The following is a 17,741-nucleotide window of genomic DNA, read 5'->3' as shown; positions in this document are numbered from 1 at the left end:
GCGGCGCGTGAAAGCCTGCACCACCTGCCATCGCCTCTACGAAGATGACGCGGACTTCTGCCCGCTCGAAGGGCAGAAGCTCGCGGGGACCGATGAGGTCTCGCCGAAGCCGGATCCGAAGGATCCCCGCGTCGGCGGCGCAGTGTGCGGCGGGCGCTACCAGATCTGGCGTGTCATCGCCGAGGGCGGCATGGGCCGCGTCTACCAGGCGCTCGACCGCGAGGAGAAGAGCTCGGTCGCGCTGAAGATCCTGCACGAGGAGGTCGCGCAGGATCCGGTGGCGATCGAGCGCTTCAAGCGCGAGTTCGAGGTGAGCGCGGTCCTGCCGCACGAGCACGTCGTGCGTGTCGACGCGTTCGAGCACGACGAGAACAACTACGTGATCGTGATGGAGTACCTCGAAGGCGAGGAGCTCCGCGTGCTCATGCAGCGCGAAAAGGTGCTGCCGCCCGAGCGTGTCGTGCGGTTCGTCTCGCAGGTCGCGCTCGGCCTCGCGAGCGCGCACGAGCGCAAGATCGTCCACCGTGATCTCAAGCCGGACAACGTCTTTCTCTGCGGCGGCGACGAGGTCAAACTCCTCGACTTCGGCAGCGTCCGCGACAACTCCGTGGGCGCGAAGAAGATCACCGCGGTCGGCACGACGATCGGCTCGCCCTTCTACATGTCGCCCGAGCAAGCGCAGGGGCTCCCGTCGCTCGATCACCGCGCCGACGTCTGGTCGCTCGCGGCGATCACCTACGAGTGCCTCACGGGCAAGGTCCCGTACGAGGGCAAATCCGGCCCGCAGATCCTGCTCAGCATCATGACGCGGCCGCACCGCCCGCCGAGCGAGGTGGGCCGCGCGCACGGCGTCCCGCGCACGCTCGACGCGGTGATGGATCATGCGTTCACGAAGGAGCCTGAAGACCGCATCCCCACGGTCGGCGCGCTGGCGGATCGGATCGGCCATGCGTACGGGCTCGAGGGCAGCCACGCGGCGTGGGCGCGGACGACGCAGGCCGAGCTCGGCGAGCGCATTCGCGCGGGCCTCCCCGGGCTGCTCGCGCGACTCGAAGAGGAGCAAGGTACAGCGGGGGATCTGAGCGCGATGGATGCGGCCTTCGCGGGCGCGGCCGCGGCGACGGAGCAAGGCGCCTTTCCGGAGGACGCCGTCTCGGTCCCGACCACACGACCACGCTGGCTTTTTCCCGCCATCGTGTTCGTCGTCCTCGTCGCCTTGCTGATCGTCGTGCTCGGCGCGCGCTGAACACCGAGCTCGTGCATGGCTTGGGCGGCCCTTCCGTCGAACCCGTGCTGTTCGGGTGTTTCCATCGACCCTACGTCCGTGGTCAGGAGCAAACCGCCGTGGTATTCCGAGCCCTCATGAACACGCCTTCGATGCGCCGCCGTCCTCTCTCCACCCTCGCGTGCCTCGTAGCCCTCTCGGGCCTCTCGTTCGTGCTCGCCTCCGGATGTGGCCGGAGTGAAGCCGCCACGCAGCGTGGCGAAGAGACGAACGTCGCGGCCGTCGCCAAGGGCCCCAAGGCCGAGAGCGAGACCTACGCGGTCGAGATGAAGGCGACGGGCCCGTACGCGGCGGGCAAGGAAGGGACGCTCGAGATCACGATCGTGCCGAAGGGCGCGTATCACATGAACGATCAGTACCCGTACAAGTTCAAGCTCGTCGATCCCGCGCCCGAGGGCGTGAAGTATCCGAAGCCCTTGCTCAAGAAAGAGGACGGGACGTTCGACGAGAAGAAGGGATCGTTCAAGGTGCCGTTCGTGGCGTCCCGGACGGGCAAGGCGAAGATCGCCGGCACGCTCTCGATGAGCGTCTGCAGCGCGGCGAACTGCGTGATGGAGAAGGTGGACCTCGAGGTCGACGTCGACGTGAAGTAAGCCGGGGGCTAAACTCCCCGGGTGAAAGAGTCCGACGCCCGGGCAAGCCGAAGGTCCGAGCTCGCACTGGCCGAGCTTTCCAACCTGGTCACTTCGATGCAGCGCCGCTTCCAAACGGGACGGCGCTTGCTTTCTTTCCAGGAGTACCTGGAGCTCTTCGCATCGGATCCAGCGCGTCACGGGCGTGATTCAGCCCGGTACGTGCGCGACATGTTCGACCACTTCGGGACGTACCCAGTCAAGCGTCCCTGGGGCGAGTGCACGCGTTACCGCCTCTTCGATCTGCCCTGGGAGCCCGAGCCGCTCCGTTCGTCGGCGACGAGCGCGCGCCGGGCGCCGTACCACGGGCGCGACGCGGCGCTCATCGGGCACGAGGAGCTGCAGGGCGAGATTTACCGCGCGCTCTCGAACTTCGTGCAGGAGGGGAGGGCGAATCGGCTCGTCCTGATGCACGGCCCGAATGGGTCGGCCAAGAGCACGATCGCCGGCTGCGTCCTGCGCGCGCTCGAGCATTACTCGACGCTCGACGAGGGCGCGCTCTACCGCTTTCACTGGGTGTTCCCGAGCCGCAAGACGACACGCGGCGCGATCGGCTTCGGCGGCGAGGGAGCCGCGGCGCCGATCGGCGGCAGCTTCGCGCACCTCGAAGACACGCAGATCGACGCGCGCCTCGTGAGCGAGCTGCGCGATCATCCGCTTTTCTTGATCCCTGTGCCGGAGCGTCGCGAGCTCTTGAAGAAGCTCTACGAGGAAGCCGGGATCGGAGACGCGCCGCCCGACTGGCTCATGAGCGGCAAACTCTCGCACAAGAATCAGCAGATCGTGGAGGCGCTCCTCGTCTCCTACGAGGGCTCGCTCGCCGATGTGCTGCGCCATGTCCAGGTCGAGCGCTGGTTCATCTCGCGGCGGTACCGCACGGGCGCGGTCACCATCGGCCCCGAGCTCAGCGTCGACGCGGGCGAACGGCAAATCACGGCCGATCGTTCGCTCGCCGCGCTGCCCACGGCGCTCCAGGCGCGGACGCTCTTCGAGGCGCACGGGGATCTCGTCGAGGCCTCGGGCGGCGTGCTCGAGTTCAGCGATCTGCTGAAGCGGCCGCTCGACGCGTTCCGCTACCTCCAGCTCACGCTGGAGACGGGCGAGGTGAGCTTGCCGCAGCAGACGATCCAGACGAACGTGGTCATGATCGGCAGCGCGAACGACATTCACCTGAACGCCTTCCGCGAGCACCCCGAGTTCCCGAGCTTCCGTGGTCGTTTCGAGCTGCTCCGCGCGCCCTACCTGCGGAGCTACCTCGACGAGCAACGCATCTACGACGCGCAGATCGCGCCCTTCGTCACGCGCCACGTCGCGCCGCACGCGACGCGCGTGGCGGCGCAGTTCGCCGTGCTCACGCGCATGCGGCAGCCGGAGGCGAAGCGGTATCCCGAGGCGCTCGCGCCGATCGTCTCGTCGCTGACGGCGGCCGAGAAGATGGAAGCGTACGCGACGGGGACGCCGCCGGAGCGGCTCGACGGTGACTCGCAGAAGCTGCTCCGCGCGAACATCCGCCCGCTCTACCAGGAGACCGACGCCACCGTCGACTTCGAGGGGCGCTCGGGCGTCTCGCCGCGCGAGATCCGCTCGCTCCTCCTCGACGCCGCGCAGAACCGCGATCACGGCTGCCTCTCGCCGTTCGCCGTCCTCACCGAGCTCGACGAGCTCTGCAAGCGGACCTCGGAGTACGACTGGCTCAAGGAGCGCCCGCTCGCGGGCGGCTACCACGACCACAAGCTCTTCCGCGACGTCGTGCGCGCGCGGCTGCTCGACACGCTCGAGGAGGAGATGCGATCGGCGAGCGGGCTCGTCGACGAGACGCGCTACGGTGAGCTCTTCGATCGGTACGTGCAGCACGTCGGCGCGTGGGTGAAGGGCGAGAAGATCCGAAACCCGCACACGGGCGATTTCGAGGGCGCCGACGAGCGCATGATGCGCGAGATCGAGGGCCTGCTCGGCGTGCGCGGCAAGCACGACGATCACCGCCGCGGGCTCATCGCGATGATCGCGGCCTGGGCCATCGATCACCCCGGCGAGCGTGTCGTCAACGCCGTGGTCTTCCCGCAGCAGATCCGCAAGCTCCGCGAGGCCGTGTTCACCGAGCGCCGCAAGTCCGTGGCGCTGCTCTGCCGGGACCTCGTGGCCATCTTGCGCGATCGCGCGAACCACGCCGCGCAGGGCGTACGCGACGAGCCCCTCTTCGGCGGCCTGCGCGACGAGCAACGCAAGAACGCGCTCGCCGCGCTCGATCGGCTCGTCGCGATGGGGTATTGCGAGAGCTGCGCCCTCGACGCGGGCAGCGCGCTCCTCCGCGCGCGGTTCTCCGAGCTCGTCACCTGACGGGCGCGTCGTTGGTTCTCGAACGATGTTGATCGACACCCACTGCCACCTCGATCCCAACTACTTTCCCGAAGGCGAAGACGCCGTCCTCGAGCGAGCGCGCGAGGCCGGCGTCGAGGCGTTCGTCGTGATCGGCGTCGGCGAGGACCTCGGTCCGGCGCGCTTCGCCGCGGGCCTCGCCGCGCGGCGCCCTGACGTGTGGGCCTCCGTCGGCCTGCACCCGCACGACGCGCGTGTCCTCGACGGCGCAATGGAAGACGAGCTCGAGCGCCTCGCCCGGGAACCGCGTGTCCGGGCCGTGGGCGAGGTCGGGCTCGACTACCACTACATGCACTCGCCGCGCGAGACGCAAAGGGAGGTCTTCCGGCGCATGATCGCCCTCGCGCGGCGCGTCCAGAAGCCCATCGTCGTGCACACGCGCGAGGCGGCCGAGGACACGATCACGGTGCTCGAAGAGGAAGGCGCGCGTGAGGTCGGCGGCATCATCCACTGCTTCTCCGAGGATCGACCCTTCGCCGAGCGGGCGCTCGCGCTCGGCTTCGACCTCTCGTTCTCGGGGATCGTGACGTTCAAAAATGCGCGCGCGATCCACGAGGTCGCCGCGTGGGCGCCGCCCGATCGGATCCTCGTCGAGACGGACAGCCCGTACCTCGCGCCCATCCCGCTGCGCGGCAAGCGCTGCGAGCCTGCGTATGTCGTGCACACGGCGCGGCGCGTCGCCGAGCTCCGTGGCGAGAGCTTCGACGCCCTTTCGACGCGCACGACGGAGAACGCGCGCCGTCGCTTCGGCCTCGCCTGAAGCGCCCGCAAGAGCGCCGAGACGAGGCATACTGGAGGCGTGCGGAGCATCGACAGAGCAAGGCTCGTCTCCGCGAGTTTTTTCTCGCTCGTGGTGCACCTCGCCCTGCTCGCGACCGGCGGCGCCCTGCTCGCGCGTGCTTCTCGTGCGGAGCCAGGTGGCCTCGCGCTCCGAGGGCTGCACGCGCCGCTCCGCGATGAAGTCGTGGAGATCGAGCTGCCGACGTTGAGCGAAGGGTCGATCGCCGGCGAGCTCGTCGAGCTGCCGGCGGTCCCCGTTCCACGCGGGGGAGGGGAGGCCGAGCCGCGCCCGGATACGGGCGAGCGGGGTCGCGGCGGCACGGACACGGCTTCGGCGCGCGCGACGAACCTCGCCGATCGGCAGGACGATCGCGCGCTCGTCACGGAGGTCCCGTCGCGGATCGATCGCACGCAGGTGCAACGCATCGACGCGGGCGAGGAGCGCGCGTCCCGCGAGGATCGACGCGCGAGCCGTGAACCGATGGAGCTCACCTTCCTCGCGAGTGGTCGCTCCGGCAGTCGACCCGAGCGACGCACGTACGCCGTGCACGATCCGTCCTCGGGCGGCTCCCGCGCCGGGCGCGCCACGCGGCGTGGAGGCGCGCTCGGCGCCGCGGCGCTCCCGCCCGACGGCATCGAGGCGGCGCGGCCCGTCGGCGGCGCGGAGGAGGGCGTGGCGGCGCCTTCCGAGGGGATCGGCGCGCGGGATGGGGCGCCTGGCAAGGACGCGCGCGCGAGCGCCGAGGTGCCGCTCGCGCGCCCCTGGGTGACGGCGGGGACGCCGTCTGTGCCCGCGGATCACGAGGGACGACCCTCAGACCGCGTCGACAGCGAGCAAGAGGCCGCGCTCGCGCTCCAGTCGATCGTGCACGCGAGCACCGCGGGCGGCGCACCGGGGGACGGGACCGGTGGGCAAAACGGGCCCACGGCGCCGGGATCGGGTGGCAGCGCGGGCCGCGGCTCCGTCGCCGATCCGCTCGGCACGGGCCAGGGCCCAGGCCTCGACGCGAGCGCGCTCGACAAGCGCCGCATGGACTACGTGCGTCGCGTGCTCGCGCGGATCCATCCGCTCTGGAAGGACGCGTTCCCACGCTGGGCGATCGCGGAGGGGCGTGGCGGCACGGTCGTGGTGGCGTTCGTCATCCGCGCCGACGGCAGCGTCGCGAGCGCGCGTGTGGCGCGGCCGAGCGGCATCCCCGAGTTCGATGAGAACTGCCGGCAGGCGGTCCTGCGCGGCGCTCCCTTCGAGCCGCTCCCGCGCGAGCTCGGGCCCACGTTCGCCTGGTCGATGCCCTTCGTCGCGAAGAACCCCGCGGTGCGCCCCCCGGATCCTGCGCGCCCCTGACGCGCGGACACACATTCCTTTAAGCTCTCAGGACGCTTCACGAGGCGGACTGGCGGGCCGAAGGACAAGCGCCCTCGGCCTCCTCTTCACCGGCTTCGCGCGTGGGTTTGCCCACGCTCTTCGCGAGAAAGACCCCCTCGACGGATTGCCCGCTTGACAGGCCCGTCGTCCCTCGACATAGTCCGCGCCGCTTCCGCCGAAGTAGCTCAGTTGGCTAGAGCAGGCGTTTCATACGCGCCGGGTCGGGGGTTCGATTCCCTCCTTCGGCACCAGCTTCAACCGCTCGACGACACAGGAGCCGCAGCGCTCCCGCGTCGAGTTTGACTCGCACCCGAGCGAGCGCCCGCCTTGCGGGGGCCGCTTGTGCGGGCCTGGCTTCCCGTCGCCGACTTGCGCGATGTCGAGGCGCTCTTCCGGGGCGCCCGCGCCGGAGCCGCCTTGGACGCCGTCGTGCGTTGTCCGGCGGCGCTGCGCGTCGTCTTCTTCGCAGCCGTGCGCTTCGCAGGGGCGGCCTTGCGCGTCGTCGCGCGTCCGGCCGTTTCCGTTCGCGTGGTCGCCTTCGTCGCCGCGGCCCGCTTGCCGGCGCTCTTCGTCGTCCTCTTCGCCGCGCCCTTGGTCGCAGCGGAGGCTTTGCGCGCCGTGGTTGTCGCTCCGCGCTTGGCTGCGCTCTTCGTGCGCGTCGTCGTCGTCTTGGAAGCCATGGTTCGTCCCTCTGCCGCCGCGGGATTGAACGCGATCCGGTCGTCGGACCACGCGTTTCCTCCGCCGTCGCCTCTCTTGCGAGCGAAGGGCGCGGTGACGTGCGTGCTCGTCGGCAAGGGTCGTGCCGAGCCCTCCGCGCCTCCCGCGCGCTCGCTCGGCCCCCACGTGACGCACGCGACTTTGCGTGAAGGAATGCTCGTTTCGCGTGTGTTGTTCGGGAGAATCGAGCCTTCGGGGTGGCTTCGTCGGGAGCGTCGCAGAGACGCACGGGGCGACGCGAGACGCAGCGCGGCGCGCAGGCCGCGGTGTCACGGCCGGGGGCAATCGCGATCCGCGCAGACCACCTGCGAGCAGGGAACGCACAGCCTGCTCGGTAGCCTGTCACGCTGCGGGACAGTCCTGCTCCCGCTTCCGGGCTTCGGGGCGTAGCTCGGCTTGTCCGCGCGGAGCCCCCGGAGCGCTACGGCCGAACGACGACCATCGTCCCTTCGCCCATCGCGTCGGTCACGCCGTGCCAACCCTCTGGCAGCTCCGGCCCGGACCAGTGAAAGAGCCTGCGCGCGTCGACGGGCGAGAGCGCGACAGCATGGAAAGTTTGCGCTTCCCCCAGCCCATCGCCCCAATACGTGCCCGCGAGCGCGTATCCCGGTTCGAACTCCATCACCCAGGGCGCGTCGGCGACCTCGAAGTCGCCGTGCACCTCGCGGCTGTCGAGCGCCGTGGTGACCCATTTTTTACGAATCCGGAACGTCCCGCGCGCCGTCGACGCGCTCTCGGCCGCTTCCTTCAGCACGTCGCGTCCCGACGAGATCAGCGTCGCGTACACCGGCTTCTGGCCCTCGTAGGCCGTGAGCGTCTGGTTGGCCAGGCTCACGTCCAGCCACTTTTGATCGCCCTTCGCGAAATCCGGGAACTTCGTCCGGCGGACGATCACCACGAGGTCCTGCGCACGCAGCCAGTAGCCCTCGCGCGACTGCTCGAAGCGCACGCCGTTCACCGTCCGGAACTTCCCGCTGAGCGGAACGGCCATGCGCCGCTCGAGCTCCTCGTCCTCGTCCGGCTCGGCCTCGCCCTTGCGTAGCTTCCACGCCGTCACGCCAGACTTGTGCACGAAGGCGACAGGCAGCCCGACCTTCTCCACGTCGAGCCCATGCCACGTCGTCCCGAGCGCCGGCTTCAGCCTGTCGATCGGGACGACCTGCCCCGAGGGCGTCACACCGAAGCGCCGGCCCTCCCCCGCGTTCGACGCGACCGACGCCACGAACGACCCCGCCAGCGCCACGCCGCTGCCCTTGCGCAAGACGCCGCTCTTCAGGTCCGCCACGCGGGACGCGAGCGGCGCGAGCGGCGCCACCGCGGACGCCGGAAACGCGAAGAACGAGCCTACCGTGCGCTTGCCAGCCGCATCCGCGCCGTCGACCCCGGGCATGAGCACAGGCGGGCCCTGGGGCACGCCGCGCGGATCCACAGGCACGTCGTTCGCGGCCGCGCCGAGCATCTCAGCGTCGAGCGAACCACGCTTGTTGAGGTAGCGCTTCAGATCAGGCTCCTCGGTCGTCTGTTCGGCCGGCATCGGCAAGCGCGTGTAGAGCGGCACGCCTTCGGTCCGGGCGCGGCCGTAGCGGTAAGGCAGGGCGCGCGAGAGATCCGGGCCGGGCGGCAGCGCAACGGCGAGGGACGGATCCGTCGTCGCAGCCTCCCCCGCGCACACGAAGCCACGCGGCCGCACGACGTACCAGCCGCCTGGGCATTCCTTTCGCGCAAACGGCTCCGAGGAGCGCGCGACGGCAGCCCCCGCGCCAAGCTCCCCGAGCGGACGCCCCTTCGTCGAGGGCCGGTCATACACCACGGTGCCGCTCTGCAAGACGATGAGCTTCGGCCCATCGGCCGGCGGCGAAGGCACCTCGGGCGGAGGCTCCTCCGTCGGCTCGCCCTTCGCAAGCGCAGGAGCATTGCCGCCCTTGCAGCCGAGGGGCACAAGCGCAAGCACGCAAAGGAGCGGAAGCCCGAGGCGCATGGGCCGGTTCGAGCCAGGGCGATCGTCTTGCATCGAAGCGACGCATGCCAGACCTCGCGTCGATGGGCCAAGTCTCGTGGTTTTTGGCTGGGGGCGTGGAGCTGGGGCGTTGCCCCAGGCCCCACCAGGGGCTGTCCGCCCCTGGACCCGGACCAGCGAGGCGCTGGACCCAGGACGATGAACTGCGCGATGCGCAGTTCATCGCACAGGCCGGGTCAAGACCGGCGACGTGCTTGCCCATCGAGACCGCAGCGCCGACGTTGCGATGGGCATCTCCCCTGGCTGTTGGAAGAACTGCGCGGAGCGCAGTTCTTCCACCTAAGGTCCAGCGCTGGCGCTGGTCCGGGTCCAGGGGTGGACAACCCCTGGTCGGGCCCGGGGTGAAACCCCGGCGAGACGCCGTGGAGCTCCACCTCTCCTACACCCGCTCCCGGGCTGCTTCGTCGCCGAGCCACCCTGCCAGTGTCGCGACGCCGAGCGCCATGATCGAGAGTGCGACGCTTGCCGACGGCGTCACGCCTTCGGGATGCACGACGCGCAGGACGAGGCTCACGGCGAACGGGAGGAGCGCGCAGATCGAGAGCCACAGGAACAAGAAGCTCAGGTCGCGGGCCCGGGAGCCTGGCCGGTACTGGTCGTGCTCTCGCGCGAAATAGACGGACGACAGGGAGCCGCTCACGAGCCCTGCTGCGAGGTTCATGGCGGCCGCGACGCCCCAGACGTGCGCGCCTGAGAGCATCGCGACGACGTCGAAGCTGAGGGAGATCGCGAAGAAGACGAGCGGGAGCACGATGAGCAGCGTGTGCACGTCCCCGCGGCCGGCGGGCGCGATCGTTCTCATGGGGTCTCCAGGTGGGGGCGCTCGCGCCTCCTTCGGACCTCGATTGGAAGGGCCGTGCCACCGCGGCGTGCTTTGCGCGCGCCGCGCCCGTGATCTCCTTGTTCCTTGGTCTACGCGTTCCTCGGACTACGTCTTCTCCGCGCTCCCTCGGCGCCCGCGTGTCGATACGTAGTCGTTTACGAAGCGAAGTTGCCCTTCACGCATCGCCACCCGCCTCCGCGCGCGGATCCATGCGATCGCCTCCTCGACGCTCATGCCCTCGTGCAGCGCCAGGTAACACACGGCGAGCGCCACGCTCCGGCCGACGCCGCTCGCGCAGTGCACGTAGACCCGGTGCCCGGCTTGGATGTGCTCGGCGAGGAACGTGAGCGCGCGGTCGGCGTCTTCGAGGCTCGGCACCTGCATGTCCCAGCAGGGGATCTGCAGGTAGGCCATGCCTGCGGCGCGCAACGTGCCGAGCGGCTCCACGAGCTCGCTCGTCGCGTTCACCACGGCGCGCACGCCTTGCCGTTCGAGCTCGGCGATGTCGCTCGGCATGAGAAAGCCGCCGATCATGATTTCTGGCGTGATCCACGTCCGCCAGCCTCGATCCGGCGACAGCCCCACCAGGGTGCGACGCGCGGCGAGGAACACGTAAAACGCGGCGCGGTAGGGATGGAGGAGCGCGGGGTGCAGGATCTTGCCGGGCGTCACCCTGCGTTCTTGCAGCGATCGGCGCCGCGCCGCCATCGCGTTTCGACGCCCCGGCGTCAGCGCCGCGCTCGTCGCAGCAGCGAGCGCACATCGAAGAGCCCGAGCAGCGGGCAGAGCACCACGAACGCGGCTCCGAACGTCCCGAGCGAGAGCATCGCGCCGATCGCCGTCCCCTCGAGCGACGCGGGCAGAACCGAGCGCACGAGGACACCTGCGCCCACGGAGAGCCCACCGAGCAGCGCGATCCGCCCGCCGCGAATCGCTTCCAGCCCGAGCCCTCCGATTGCCTGGGACAGCCGGATCCCCATCGCGCACGTCTCCACCCAGCCCGCGATCACCGCGCCGAGCACCACGCCGAGCACGCCGAGCGGCCGCATCAACACGAGCGCGAGCGCCGTGCTCACGACGACCCGCAGCACCGCGAACCGCGCCGGCGTCCGTGTATCGCCGAGCGCATACGCCGTCGTCGTCAGCACGCGCCCCGCTGCGTTCCCGAGCAGCGCGAACCCGTACGCCGCGAGCAACGGCTTGACCCGCGCGGTTGCCGCCTGATCGAACGTCCCTGTCTGGAGCAGCAGCGCCACGAGGTCCCCGCCGAGCAGCACGAACACGAGCGTCGCGGGCACCGTCAGCACGGCGATGCGCGCGAGCGACGCGCCGAGCCGCGCGCGCACGGCCGCGTTCCGCTTCGCCACGTCCGCCTCCGCCGTGTCGCGGGACAGCTCGGGCAGCGCCGCTGCCGCCTCGCCCGTCCCGAGCACGCTCATCGGCAGCAGATAGATCGTCTGCGCGTAGCCGAACGTCGCGTTCGCGCCCGTGCCCAGAAAGCTCACGAGCAACGTGTCCACGAGGCCCGAAATCTGGATGATCCCCCGACCCACGAGCGCGCCGGGCAGCCGCGCCGCCGCCTCCCGCACGTGTGGATCCTTCGCGTCGAAGCGCGGCGCAATGCTGTGGTCGACGTTTGGGGGCTTCGCTCCGGCAAGCGGAGCTGCGCCCCCAAGCCCCCGCAGCGCTCGCGTTGCCGCCGGCAAGAGCACCACGACCTGCAAGAACGCCCCCGCGAACGCGCCCCACGCGAGCGCCGTCGCGAGCGCGCCGCCCCGCTGCCCGAGGAACGTCCCCGCGACGACGAGCGCCGCGATCTGCGCGAGGCTCCACACCACCGGCGCCGCGTACGGCAAGAAGAAGCGCCGGTGCGCGTTCAGCACCCCGAGCCCCCACGCCGACAACACGAGCAGGCCCGTCATCGGGAAGACGATGCGCACGATCGTCGCCGTCCCCGCGAGCTTCTCCTCGTCGAACCCCGCCGCCACGAGCCACGACAGCCAAGGCGCGAACAAGACGCCGAGCGCCGACGCCGCCACCACCACCACGAGCAAAAGCCCGAGCGCCGACCGCGCGAACCGCGCCGCCTCCTCGCTCTTGCCTTCGCCGCGCAGCCGCGCGTAGAGCGGGATGAACGTCGCCGACAACGTCCCTTCGCCCATCAGGTTCTGCGTGATGTTCCCGACGCGGAACGCCGCGGCGATCATGTCCGCCCAAGCCGATGTCCCGAAGTAGTGGGCCATGACGCGCTGCCGCACGAGCCCCACGAGCCGTGACAGCACGATGCCCGCCGTGACGAGCGCCGCCGATCGCGCGCCTCCTGCCCTCGGAGGTGCTCCTTCGGGGGCTTTCGTCCCCGTCGCCGCTGTCTCGACGCTCTGCACGCGCCGCTTCTACCCCAATGCGGCGCGAGCTAGAATCTCGAGATGCTTGCACCTACCGCCTTCCGTGGGCTCTCGGCTCGCCTCCGCTCCTCGTCCGCCGGCGTTTTCCGGTCCTCCATGCTCAGCACGATCGCGCTCGTCACGCTCGCCGCGTGCGGCGCGACGACCCGCACCGAGACCCCCGGCACCGGCGGGGAAGGCGGCGAGACCTGGACCGCGGGCCCCGGCGTGGGCGGCGCGGGCGGCTCCGGCGGCATCGGCGCGGGCGGCTCGGGCGTGGGGGCGGGGCCGAGTGAGCTCCAGTCGCTCGAGCACATCGACCTCGGCGACGTCGCGCTCAACATGCTCCAGCCCTTCGAGGTCCCCGACCGCGCCCTCGGCCTCACGGTCACGGTCGGCGCGGCGAACCTGAACGACGTCGTGGGCATCAGCCGGCTCCGCCCTCCCACGGGCGACCCGGTCATCTTCAACTACGCGATGGCCGGCAAGAACACCCCCGCCTTCGCGAGCTACGGCTGGGTCGGCGGCGCGAACCCGCAGTCCGACGCCTCGAACGCCTGGCCCATGCAGCAAGGCCAGTGGCGCATCGCGCTCGGCGACGACGACGGCTCGCTCGAGAGCGCGCACGTCGACGTGTGGATCCGCCGCACGAAGGACGGCCTCTTCCACGGCGGCGTCGTCGACGTGAACGTCTTCCTCGCGCCGAACTCGACCACGCAGAACTACGTGAACCAGGTCCTCAGCGAGATGTTCGTCGACTACGCCGGCCTCGGCCTCGGCAACGTCACCTTCCTCCCGCTCGACGCGAGCTTCACGAACGTCGGCACGTACAACGAGTACCGAAGCCTCCTCGCCTCCTCGGCGGGCCTCGCCCACGGGCCGGCCTTGAACCTCTTCGTCATCGGCAGCTTCGGCTCCGAGTTCGGCCAGGCCATCGGCGTCGCAGGCGGCATCCCCGGCAGCCCCGTGCTCCAAGGCACCACCATGAGCGGCGTCGCCTACATGCCCTCGGGCAACCCGGAGTACGACGCCAGCGTCCTCCGCCACGAGGTCGGCCACCTCGCGGGCCTCTTCCACACGACCGAGTTCTCCGTCGAGGAGACCGATCCGCTCAGCGACACCGTCGAGTGCCCGACGTCCGTCATGCAGTCGAACCCCGACAACTGCCCGGACGTCTCGAACACGATGTTCCCGATCGCCTACGGCGCGCTCGCCCTCACCGAGGCGCAAAAGCGCGTCCTTCACGGCAGCGCCCTCTACCGCGGCATCCTCGAAGAAGGCGGCCAACCTGCGCCCGCGGATCCGGCGCCCATCGGCGGCAAGTTCGCCCCGCCGCTCCCGCCCTCGCCGCCCTTCGCCCTCGCCGCCACGCGCCGCCCGAACAAGCCCTTCCCGGCGAACCCCACGCCCCTCGAGCGTGTCCTCGGCGCGGTCTGGTGCGCGCACGGCAAAGGCGACTACGAGGCCCTCGCGCTCCGCATCGCCGGCGCCTCCGCGCCGAGCACGCTCCGCGCCCTCGTCCTCGACGACAAGGCCTCCGAGCTCTTCCGCGCCCGCGCGCTCGGCGCCTACGTCCGCGTCTCCCAAGGCGACGAGCGCACCCGCGCCGTCAAGCTCGCCGAGACCCTGGCGACCCGGGAGACCACGAGCACCGATCTACGCGTCTCCGCGCTCCGCTCGCTCGCTCGGTTTGCCCCGTCCGAGGCGCGCCAATCCGCTGCAATTGCAGCGCAATCCGAAGATCCGGTCGTGCGAGCGGTCGCTTGGACTCTGCGTGGAAAGTGACAGAAATGCTGTCTTTTCGGCGCTCGGGCTTCGTGCTACGACCATCGCGGCGCCGGGGGAAGATGCAGAGGTCACGCGCGTGATGGGTCGTTTTGCAATTTCCCCGGATGGAGGTTGGTGACGTGAGCGGAGAGCCGCGACAGCTCCCCTTGCGGATCTGCCTGGTCGACATGAACAACGGCCATGTCAACCAGGCGATGCGGTGCCTGCGTGGCATCGTGTCGACGTTCTTCGACCGCGTACGCCGCCAGAACCCGAACCTCGAGTGCGTGCTCGGCGAATGCTCGCCGCGCGACACCCAAAACCCCGTCCCCCGCGACTACGACCTCTACATCTCCACGGGAGGCCCCGGATCCCCCTACGACGGCGACGGCATGCCGTGGGTCACGGACTACTCGGGCTTCCTCGACCACGTAGCCGAGTCCGCCATCCGCGGCGGCGAGGAGCAGAGCGCGCTCTTCGCCATCTGTTACTCGTTCGAGATGGTCGTGCGGCACTTCCGCCTGGCCGCCGTCGTGCCCCGCACCGAGCGCAAGTTCGGCGTGATGCCCATCTACACGACCCCCGAAGGACAAGCCCACCCGCTCCTCCGCCCCTTCGGCGACCGTCTCTTCGCCTTCGAACACCGAAGCTGGGAAGCCGTCGACCTCGACGAGCGCCTGCTCGAATCCCTCGGCGGCTCCCTCCTCGCCCGCGAGAGCCGCGACGGCATGTCCAAAGGCCGCGCCATCCTCGGCCTCGACGTGACCGCCGGCATCGAGTCCGTCCAGTTCCACCCCGAAGCCGACCGTCCCGGCGTCATGAACTGGGTCTCCCGCCCCGAACAAGCCGCCGCCTTCAAAGCCGCCTACGGCGAACTCACCTACCAAGCGATGCTGCGCACCCTCGACGACCCGCGCCGTCTCGCCCGCACCTACGCCCTCGTGATCCCCGGCTGGATGGCCCGCCGCTTCAACATGCTCGCCCAATTCCGCGGCTACGTGGAGCTGCCCCCGCCGAGCGAAAGCCAAGCCGACATCTTCGCCTCCCCGCCCATCCAGGACCGTCCGGCGCAAGCTGCGTCGGCCTGAGGGGAGATTGGGGCGTTGCCCCAAGCCCCAGCGGGGGCTGTCCGCCCCCTGCACCCCGGACCAGCCAGGGGCTGGACCCAGGCTCGATGAACTGCGCGATGCGCAGTTCATCGAACAGGCCCGGTCAAGACCCGCAGCGGCGTTGCCAACCGAGACCGCCGCGCTGCGGGTTCGGCGGGCACCCCGGCTTCTTCGTCGGCCCGTTTGAAAAACTGCGCATCGCGCAGTTTTTCAACCCCCGGTCCAGGCCGTGCCTGGTCCGGGTCCAGGGGTGGACAACCCCTGGTCGGGGTCCGGGGTGAAACCCCGGCGTTACGTCGTGGTCGACATCGCGCTCCACCTGCTCGTCCGCTTTCCTTCTGGCGTGATCTCGCCTAGAGACGCGCGCGGAGGAACCGATGCACATCGACGACTCGACAGTGAAGAAGGCCGTCCACACGATCCAGATGCTCGCGGTCGACGCCGTCGAGAAGGCGAACTCGGGCCACCCGGGTGCGCCGATGGGCCTTGCCTCGATCGCGTTTGAGATCTTCACGCGACACCTGCGTTACGACCCCAAGGACCCGAGCTGGCCTGATCGTGACCGCTTCGTCCTCTCGGCGGGCCACGCGTCGATGCTCCTTTACGGCCTGCTCCACCTCGCGGGTTATGACCTCTCCCTCGACGAGCTGAAGCACTTCCGCCAGCTCGGCTCGCGCACGCCTGGCCATCCCGAGGTGCACCTCACGCCCGGCATCGAGGTCACCACCGGCCCTCTCGGCCAGGGCATCTCCACGGCCGTCGGCATGGCCGCCGCGCTCAAGATGATGGAGGCTCGCTTCCGCGGGAAGGGGGACGTCGCCACGGCGCGTGTCTTCGGCATCGCCTCCGACGGCGACCTCATGGAGGGCGTCTCGGCGGAGGCTTCGAGCCTTGCTGGCCACCTTGGCCTCTCGAACCTCGTCTTCTTCTACGACGACAACCACATCACCATCGACGGCAAGACCGACCTCGCTTTCAGCGAAGACGTCGGCAAGCGGTACGAGGCGTACGGCTGGTTCGTCCAGAAGATCGACGGCCACGACCACGCGCAGATCCGCGCTGCCCTCGACGCGGCCGTCGCGGAGCCTGCGCGCCCCTCGCTCATCGTTGCGCGCACGGTCATCGCGTACGGCTCGCCGGGCAAGGCGGGCAGCTCCAAGGCCCATGGCGAGCCGCTTGGCGCCAAGGAGGTCGAGGCCACCAAGAAGGCGATCGGCTGGCCCACCGAGCCCACCTTCCTCATCCCGGACGACGTCCGCGCGATCTTCGCGGCCCGCGCCGCCGAAGGCCAGAAGGCGCACGAGGCCTGGAACGAGGCCATGCGCGCCCTGGAGCAAAAGGACGCTGAAGCTGCGTCCCTCTACCGCCGCCTCATTCGCCGCGAGGTCCCCGAAAACCTCTTCGACGAGCTCGTCAAGGCTGCGCCTCGCAAGGACGCCGCCACGCGCCAGAGCGCCGGCACCATCGAGCAACGCGCCGCTGCCCTCGTGCCTTCGCTCGTCGGCGGCTCGGCGGACCTGAACCCCTCCACGAAGACGTACATCGAGGGCTCGTCGGCGATCCAGAAGGGCGACTTCTCTGGCCGCAACATCCACTTCGGCATCCGCGAACACGCGATGGGCGCCTTCGTCAACGGCTGCGCGCTCGCGGGGGGCTTCATTCCCTTCGGCTCCACGTTCCTCGTCTTCGCCGACTACATGCGCCCGGCGATCCGCATGGCGGCCCTCTCCGAGCTGCACAGCGTCTTCGTCTTCACGCACGACAGCATCTTCCTCGGCGAAGACGGCCCCACGCACCAGCCGATCGAGACCCTCTGGTCGCTCCGCCTCATCCCGAACGTCGACGTCGTCCGGCCCGCCGACAGCCTCGAATGCGCGGCCGCCTGGGCGCACGCGCTCCTGCGCCGCTCCGGCCCCACGGCGCTCGCGCTCTCCCGGCAGAAGCTCCCCGAGCTCCCGCGGCCCGAGGGGTTTGATCCGAAGCTCATGCTCCGCGGCGGCTACATCCTCGCGGATGCTGCGAAGAGCCCGCCGGCCGTCGTGGTGATCGCGACGGGCTCGGAGGTCTCGCTCGCGATGGACGCGAAGAAGATCCTCGAAGCCGAAGGCGACCGCGTGCGTGTCGTCTCGATGCCCTGCCTGGAGCAATTCCAGCGGCAGGATCAAGCCTACCGCGAGGAGGTCCTGCCCCCCGGCACGCCGCGCGTGGTCATCGAGGCGGGCTCGACGATGCCCTGGCGCGCGCTCGCCGGCGAGCGTGGGCTCGTCATCGGCCGCGACGACTTCGGCGCCTCCGCGCCGGACAAGGACCTCGCCAAGGCGTTTGGGTTCACGGCGGACGTCGTCGCGGGGAAGATTCGCGCGATGCGGCGGGGCTGAGAGGCTGGGAGAGCGACGCGTCGTGGTTTGGCCCTTCCGCGGGAGGTGGAGGGGCCGAGGGGGCGTGCGGGGAGGCTCGTGGGGGAGCTGGCGCGAGTGATCGT

The 17,741-nt window shown here is 70.2% G+C and carries 13 protein-coding genes and 1 tRNA gene; 10 read left to right on the top strand and 4 right to left on the bottom strand.

The genetic code is table 11. The features are described from left to right. The first annotated feature begins 7 nt into the window (after window positions 1-7). The 7 genes from E8A74_RS16490 to E8A74_RS16460 all read left to right on the top strand — a co-directional run bounded on the left by E8A74_RS16490 (window position 8) and on the right by E8A74_RS16460 (window position 7,549). The gene (locus E8A74_RS16490; RefSeq protein ID WP_136929973.1) at window positions 8-1,246 is read left to right on the top strand and encodes a serine/threonine protein kinase; all 1,239 of its coding nucleotides are present in this window, start codon (window positions 8-10) and stop codon (window positions 1,244-1,246) included. Window positions 1,247-1,362: 116 nt separating this feature from the next. Then, window positions 1,363-1,878 carry a hypothetical protein gene (locus E8A74_RS16485; RefSeq protein WP_136929972.1) on the top strand — a complete coding sequence of 172 codons (516 nt, stop codon included), beginning with the start codon at window positions 1,363-1,365 and terminating at the stop codon, window positions 1,876-1,878. Window positions 1,879-1,974: 96 nt separating this feature from the next. After that, window positions 1,975-4,254, top strand: a complete 2,280-nt coding sequence (locus E8A74_RS16480; protein WP_136929971.1) for a PrkA family serine protein kinase — start codon at window positions 1,975-1,977, stop codon at window positions 4,252-4,254. Window positions 4,255-4,279: 25 nt separating this feature from the next. Next, window positions 4,280-5,053 (top strand): TatD family hydrolase, encoded by a 774-nt coding sequence (locus tag E8A74_RS16475; protein ID WP_136929970.1) that lies wholly within the window; start codon window positions 4,280-4,282, stop codon window positions 5,051-5,053. 39 nt (window positions 5,054-5,092) lie between these two features. After that, the gene (locus E8A74_RS16470) at window positions 5,093-6,418 is read left to right on the top strand and encodes an energy transducer TonB (protein WP_136929969.1); all 1,326 of its coding nucleotides are present in this window, start codon (window positions 5,093-5,095) and stop codon (window positions 6,416-6,418) included. A 195-nt stretch (window positions 6,419-6,613) separates the two neighbouring features. Beyond that, window positions 6,614-6,690: transfer RNA gene (locus tag E8A74_RS16465), tRNA-Met, on the top strand. Between the two features lie 118 nt (window positions 6,691-6,808). Continuing rightward, complete coding sequence (locus E8A74_RS16460) at window positions 6,809-7,549, top strand: hypothetical protein (RefSeq protein WP_136929968.1); 741 nt, start codon at window positions 6,809-6,811, stop codon at window positions 7,547-7,549. A 31-nt stretch (window positions 7,550-7,580) separates the two neighbouring features. On the opposite strand, the gene E8A74_RS16455 is transcribed toward E8A74_RS16460, so the two are convergent. From E8A74_RS16455 to murJ, 4 genes are all read right to left on the bottom strand, one after another. Continuing rightward, window positions 7,581-9,137: a L,D-transpeptidase gene (locus E8A74_RS16455; RefSeq protein ID WP_232379593.1), complete on the bottom strand. Its 1,557-nt coding sequence runs from the start codon at window positions 9,135-9,137 to the stop codon at window positions 7,581-7,583. A gap of 418 nt (window positions 9,138-9,555) precedes the next feature. After that, window positions 9,556-9,978 (bottom strand): DUF2231 domain-containing protein, encoded by a 423-nt coding sequence (locus E8A74_RS16450; protein ID WP_136929966.1) that lies wholly within the window; start codon window positions 9,976-9,978, stop codon window positions 9,556-9,558. 126 nt (window positions 9,979-10,104) lie between these two features. Further along, window positions 10,105-10,671, bottom strand: coding sequence for a protein-tyrosine phosphatase family protein (locus E8A74_RS16445; protein ID WP_170229168.1), 567 nt, complete (start codon window positions 10,669-10,671; stop codon window positions 10,105-10,107). Between the two features lie 56 nt (window positions 10,672-10,727). After that, window positions 10,728-12,383, bottom strand: a complete 1,656-nt coding sequence (murJ, locus tag E8A74_RS16440; protein WP_136929964.1) for a murein biosynthesis integral membrane protein MurJ — start codon at window positions 12,381-12,383, stop codon at window positions 10,728-10,730. Window positions 12,384-12,500: 117 nt separating this feature from the next. Here murJ and E8A74_RS16435 point away from each other — a divergent pair, with 117 nt between their 5' ends. From E8A74_RS16435 to tkt, 3 genes are all read left to right on the top strand, one after another. After that, window positions 12,501-14,168: a zinc metalloprotease gene (locus E8A74_RS16435; protein WP_136929963.1), complete on the top strand. Its 1,668-nt coding sequence runs from the start codon at window positions 12,501-12,503 to the stop codon at window positions 14,166-14,168. A 122-nt stretch (window positions 14,169-14,290) separates the two neighbouring features. Then, window positions 14,291-15,238 carry a type 1 glutamine amidotransferase family protein gene (locus tag E8A74_RS16430; protein ID WP_232379592.1) on the top strand — a complete coding sequence of 316 codons (948 nt, stop codon included), beginning with the start codon at window positions 14,291-14,293 and terminating at the stop codon, window positions 15,236-15,238. Window positions 15,239-15,636: 398 nt separating this feature from the next. Beyond that, window positions 15,637-17,637, top strand: coding sequence for a transketolase (tkt, locus tag E8A74_RS16425; RefSeq protein ID WP_136929962.1), 2,001 nt, complete (start codon window positions 15,637-15,639; stop codon window positions 17,635-17,637). Window positions 17,638-17,741 lie beyond the last annotated feature (104 nt).

It is taken from the genome of Polyangium fumosum, from assembly GCF_005144585.1.
Taxonomy (GTDB): domain Bacteria; phylum Myxococcota_A; class Polyangia; order Polyangiales; family Polyangiaceae; genus Polyangium; species Polyangium fumosum.
Note: the sequence above shows the minus strand (reverse complement) of the source record. Positions and strands in the feature narration are given on the sequence as shown.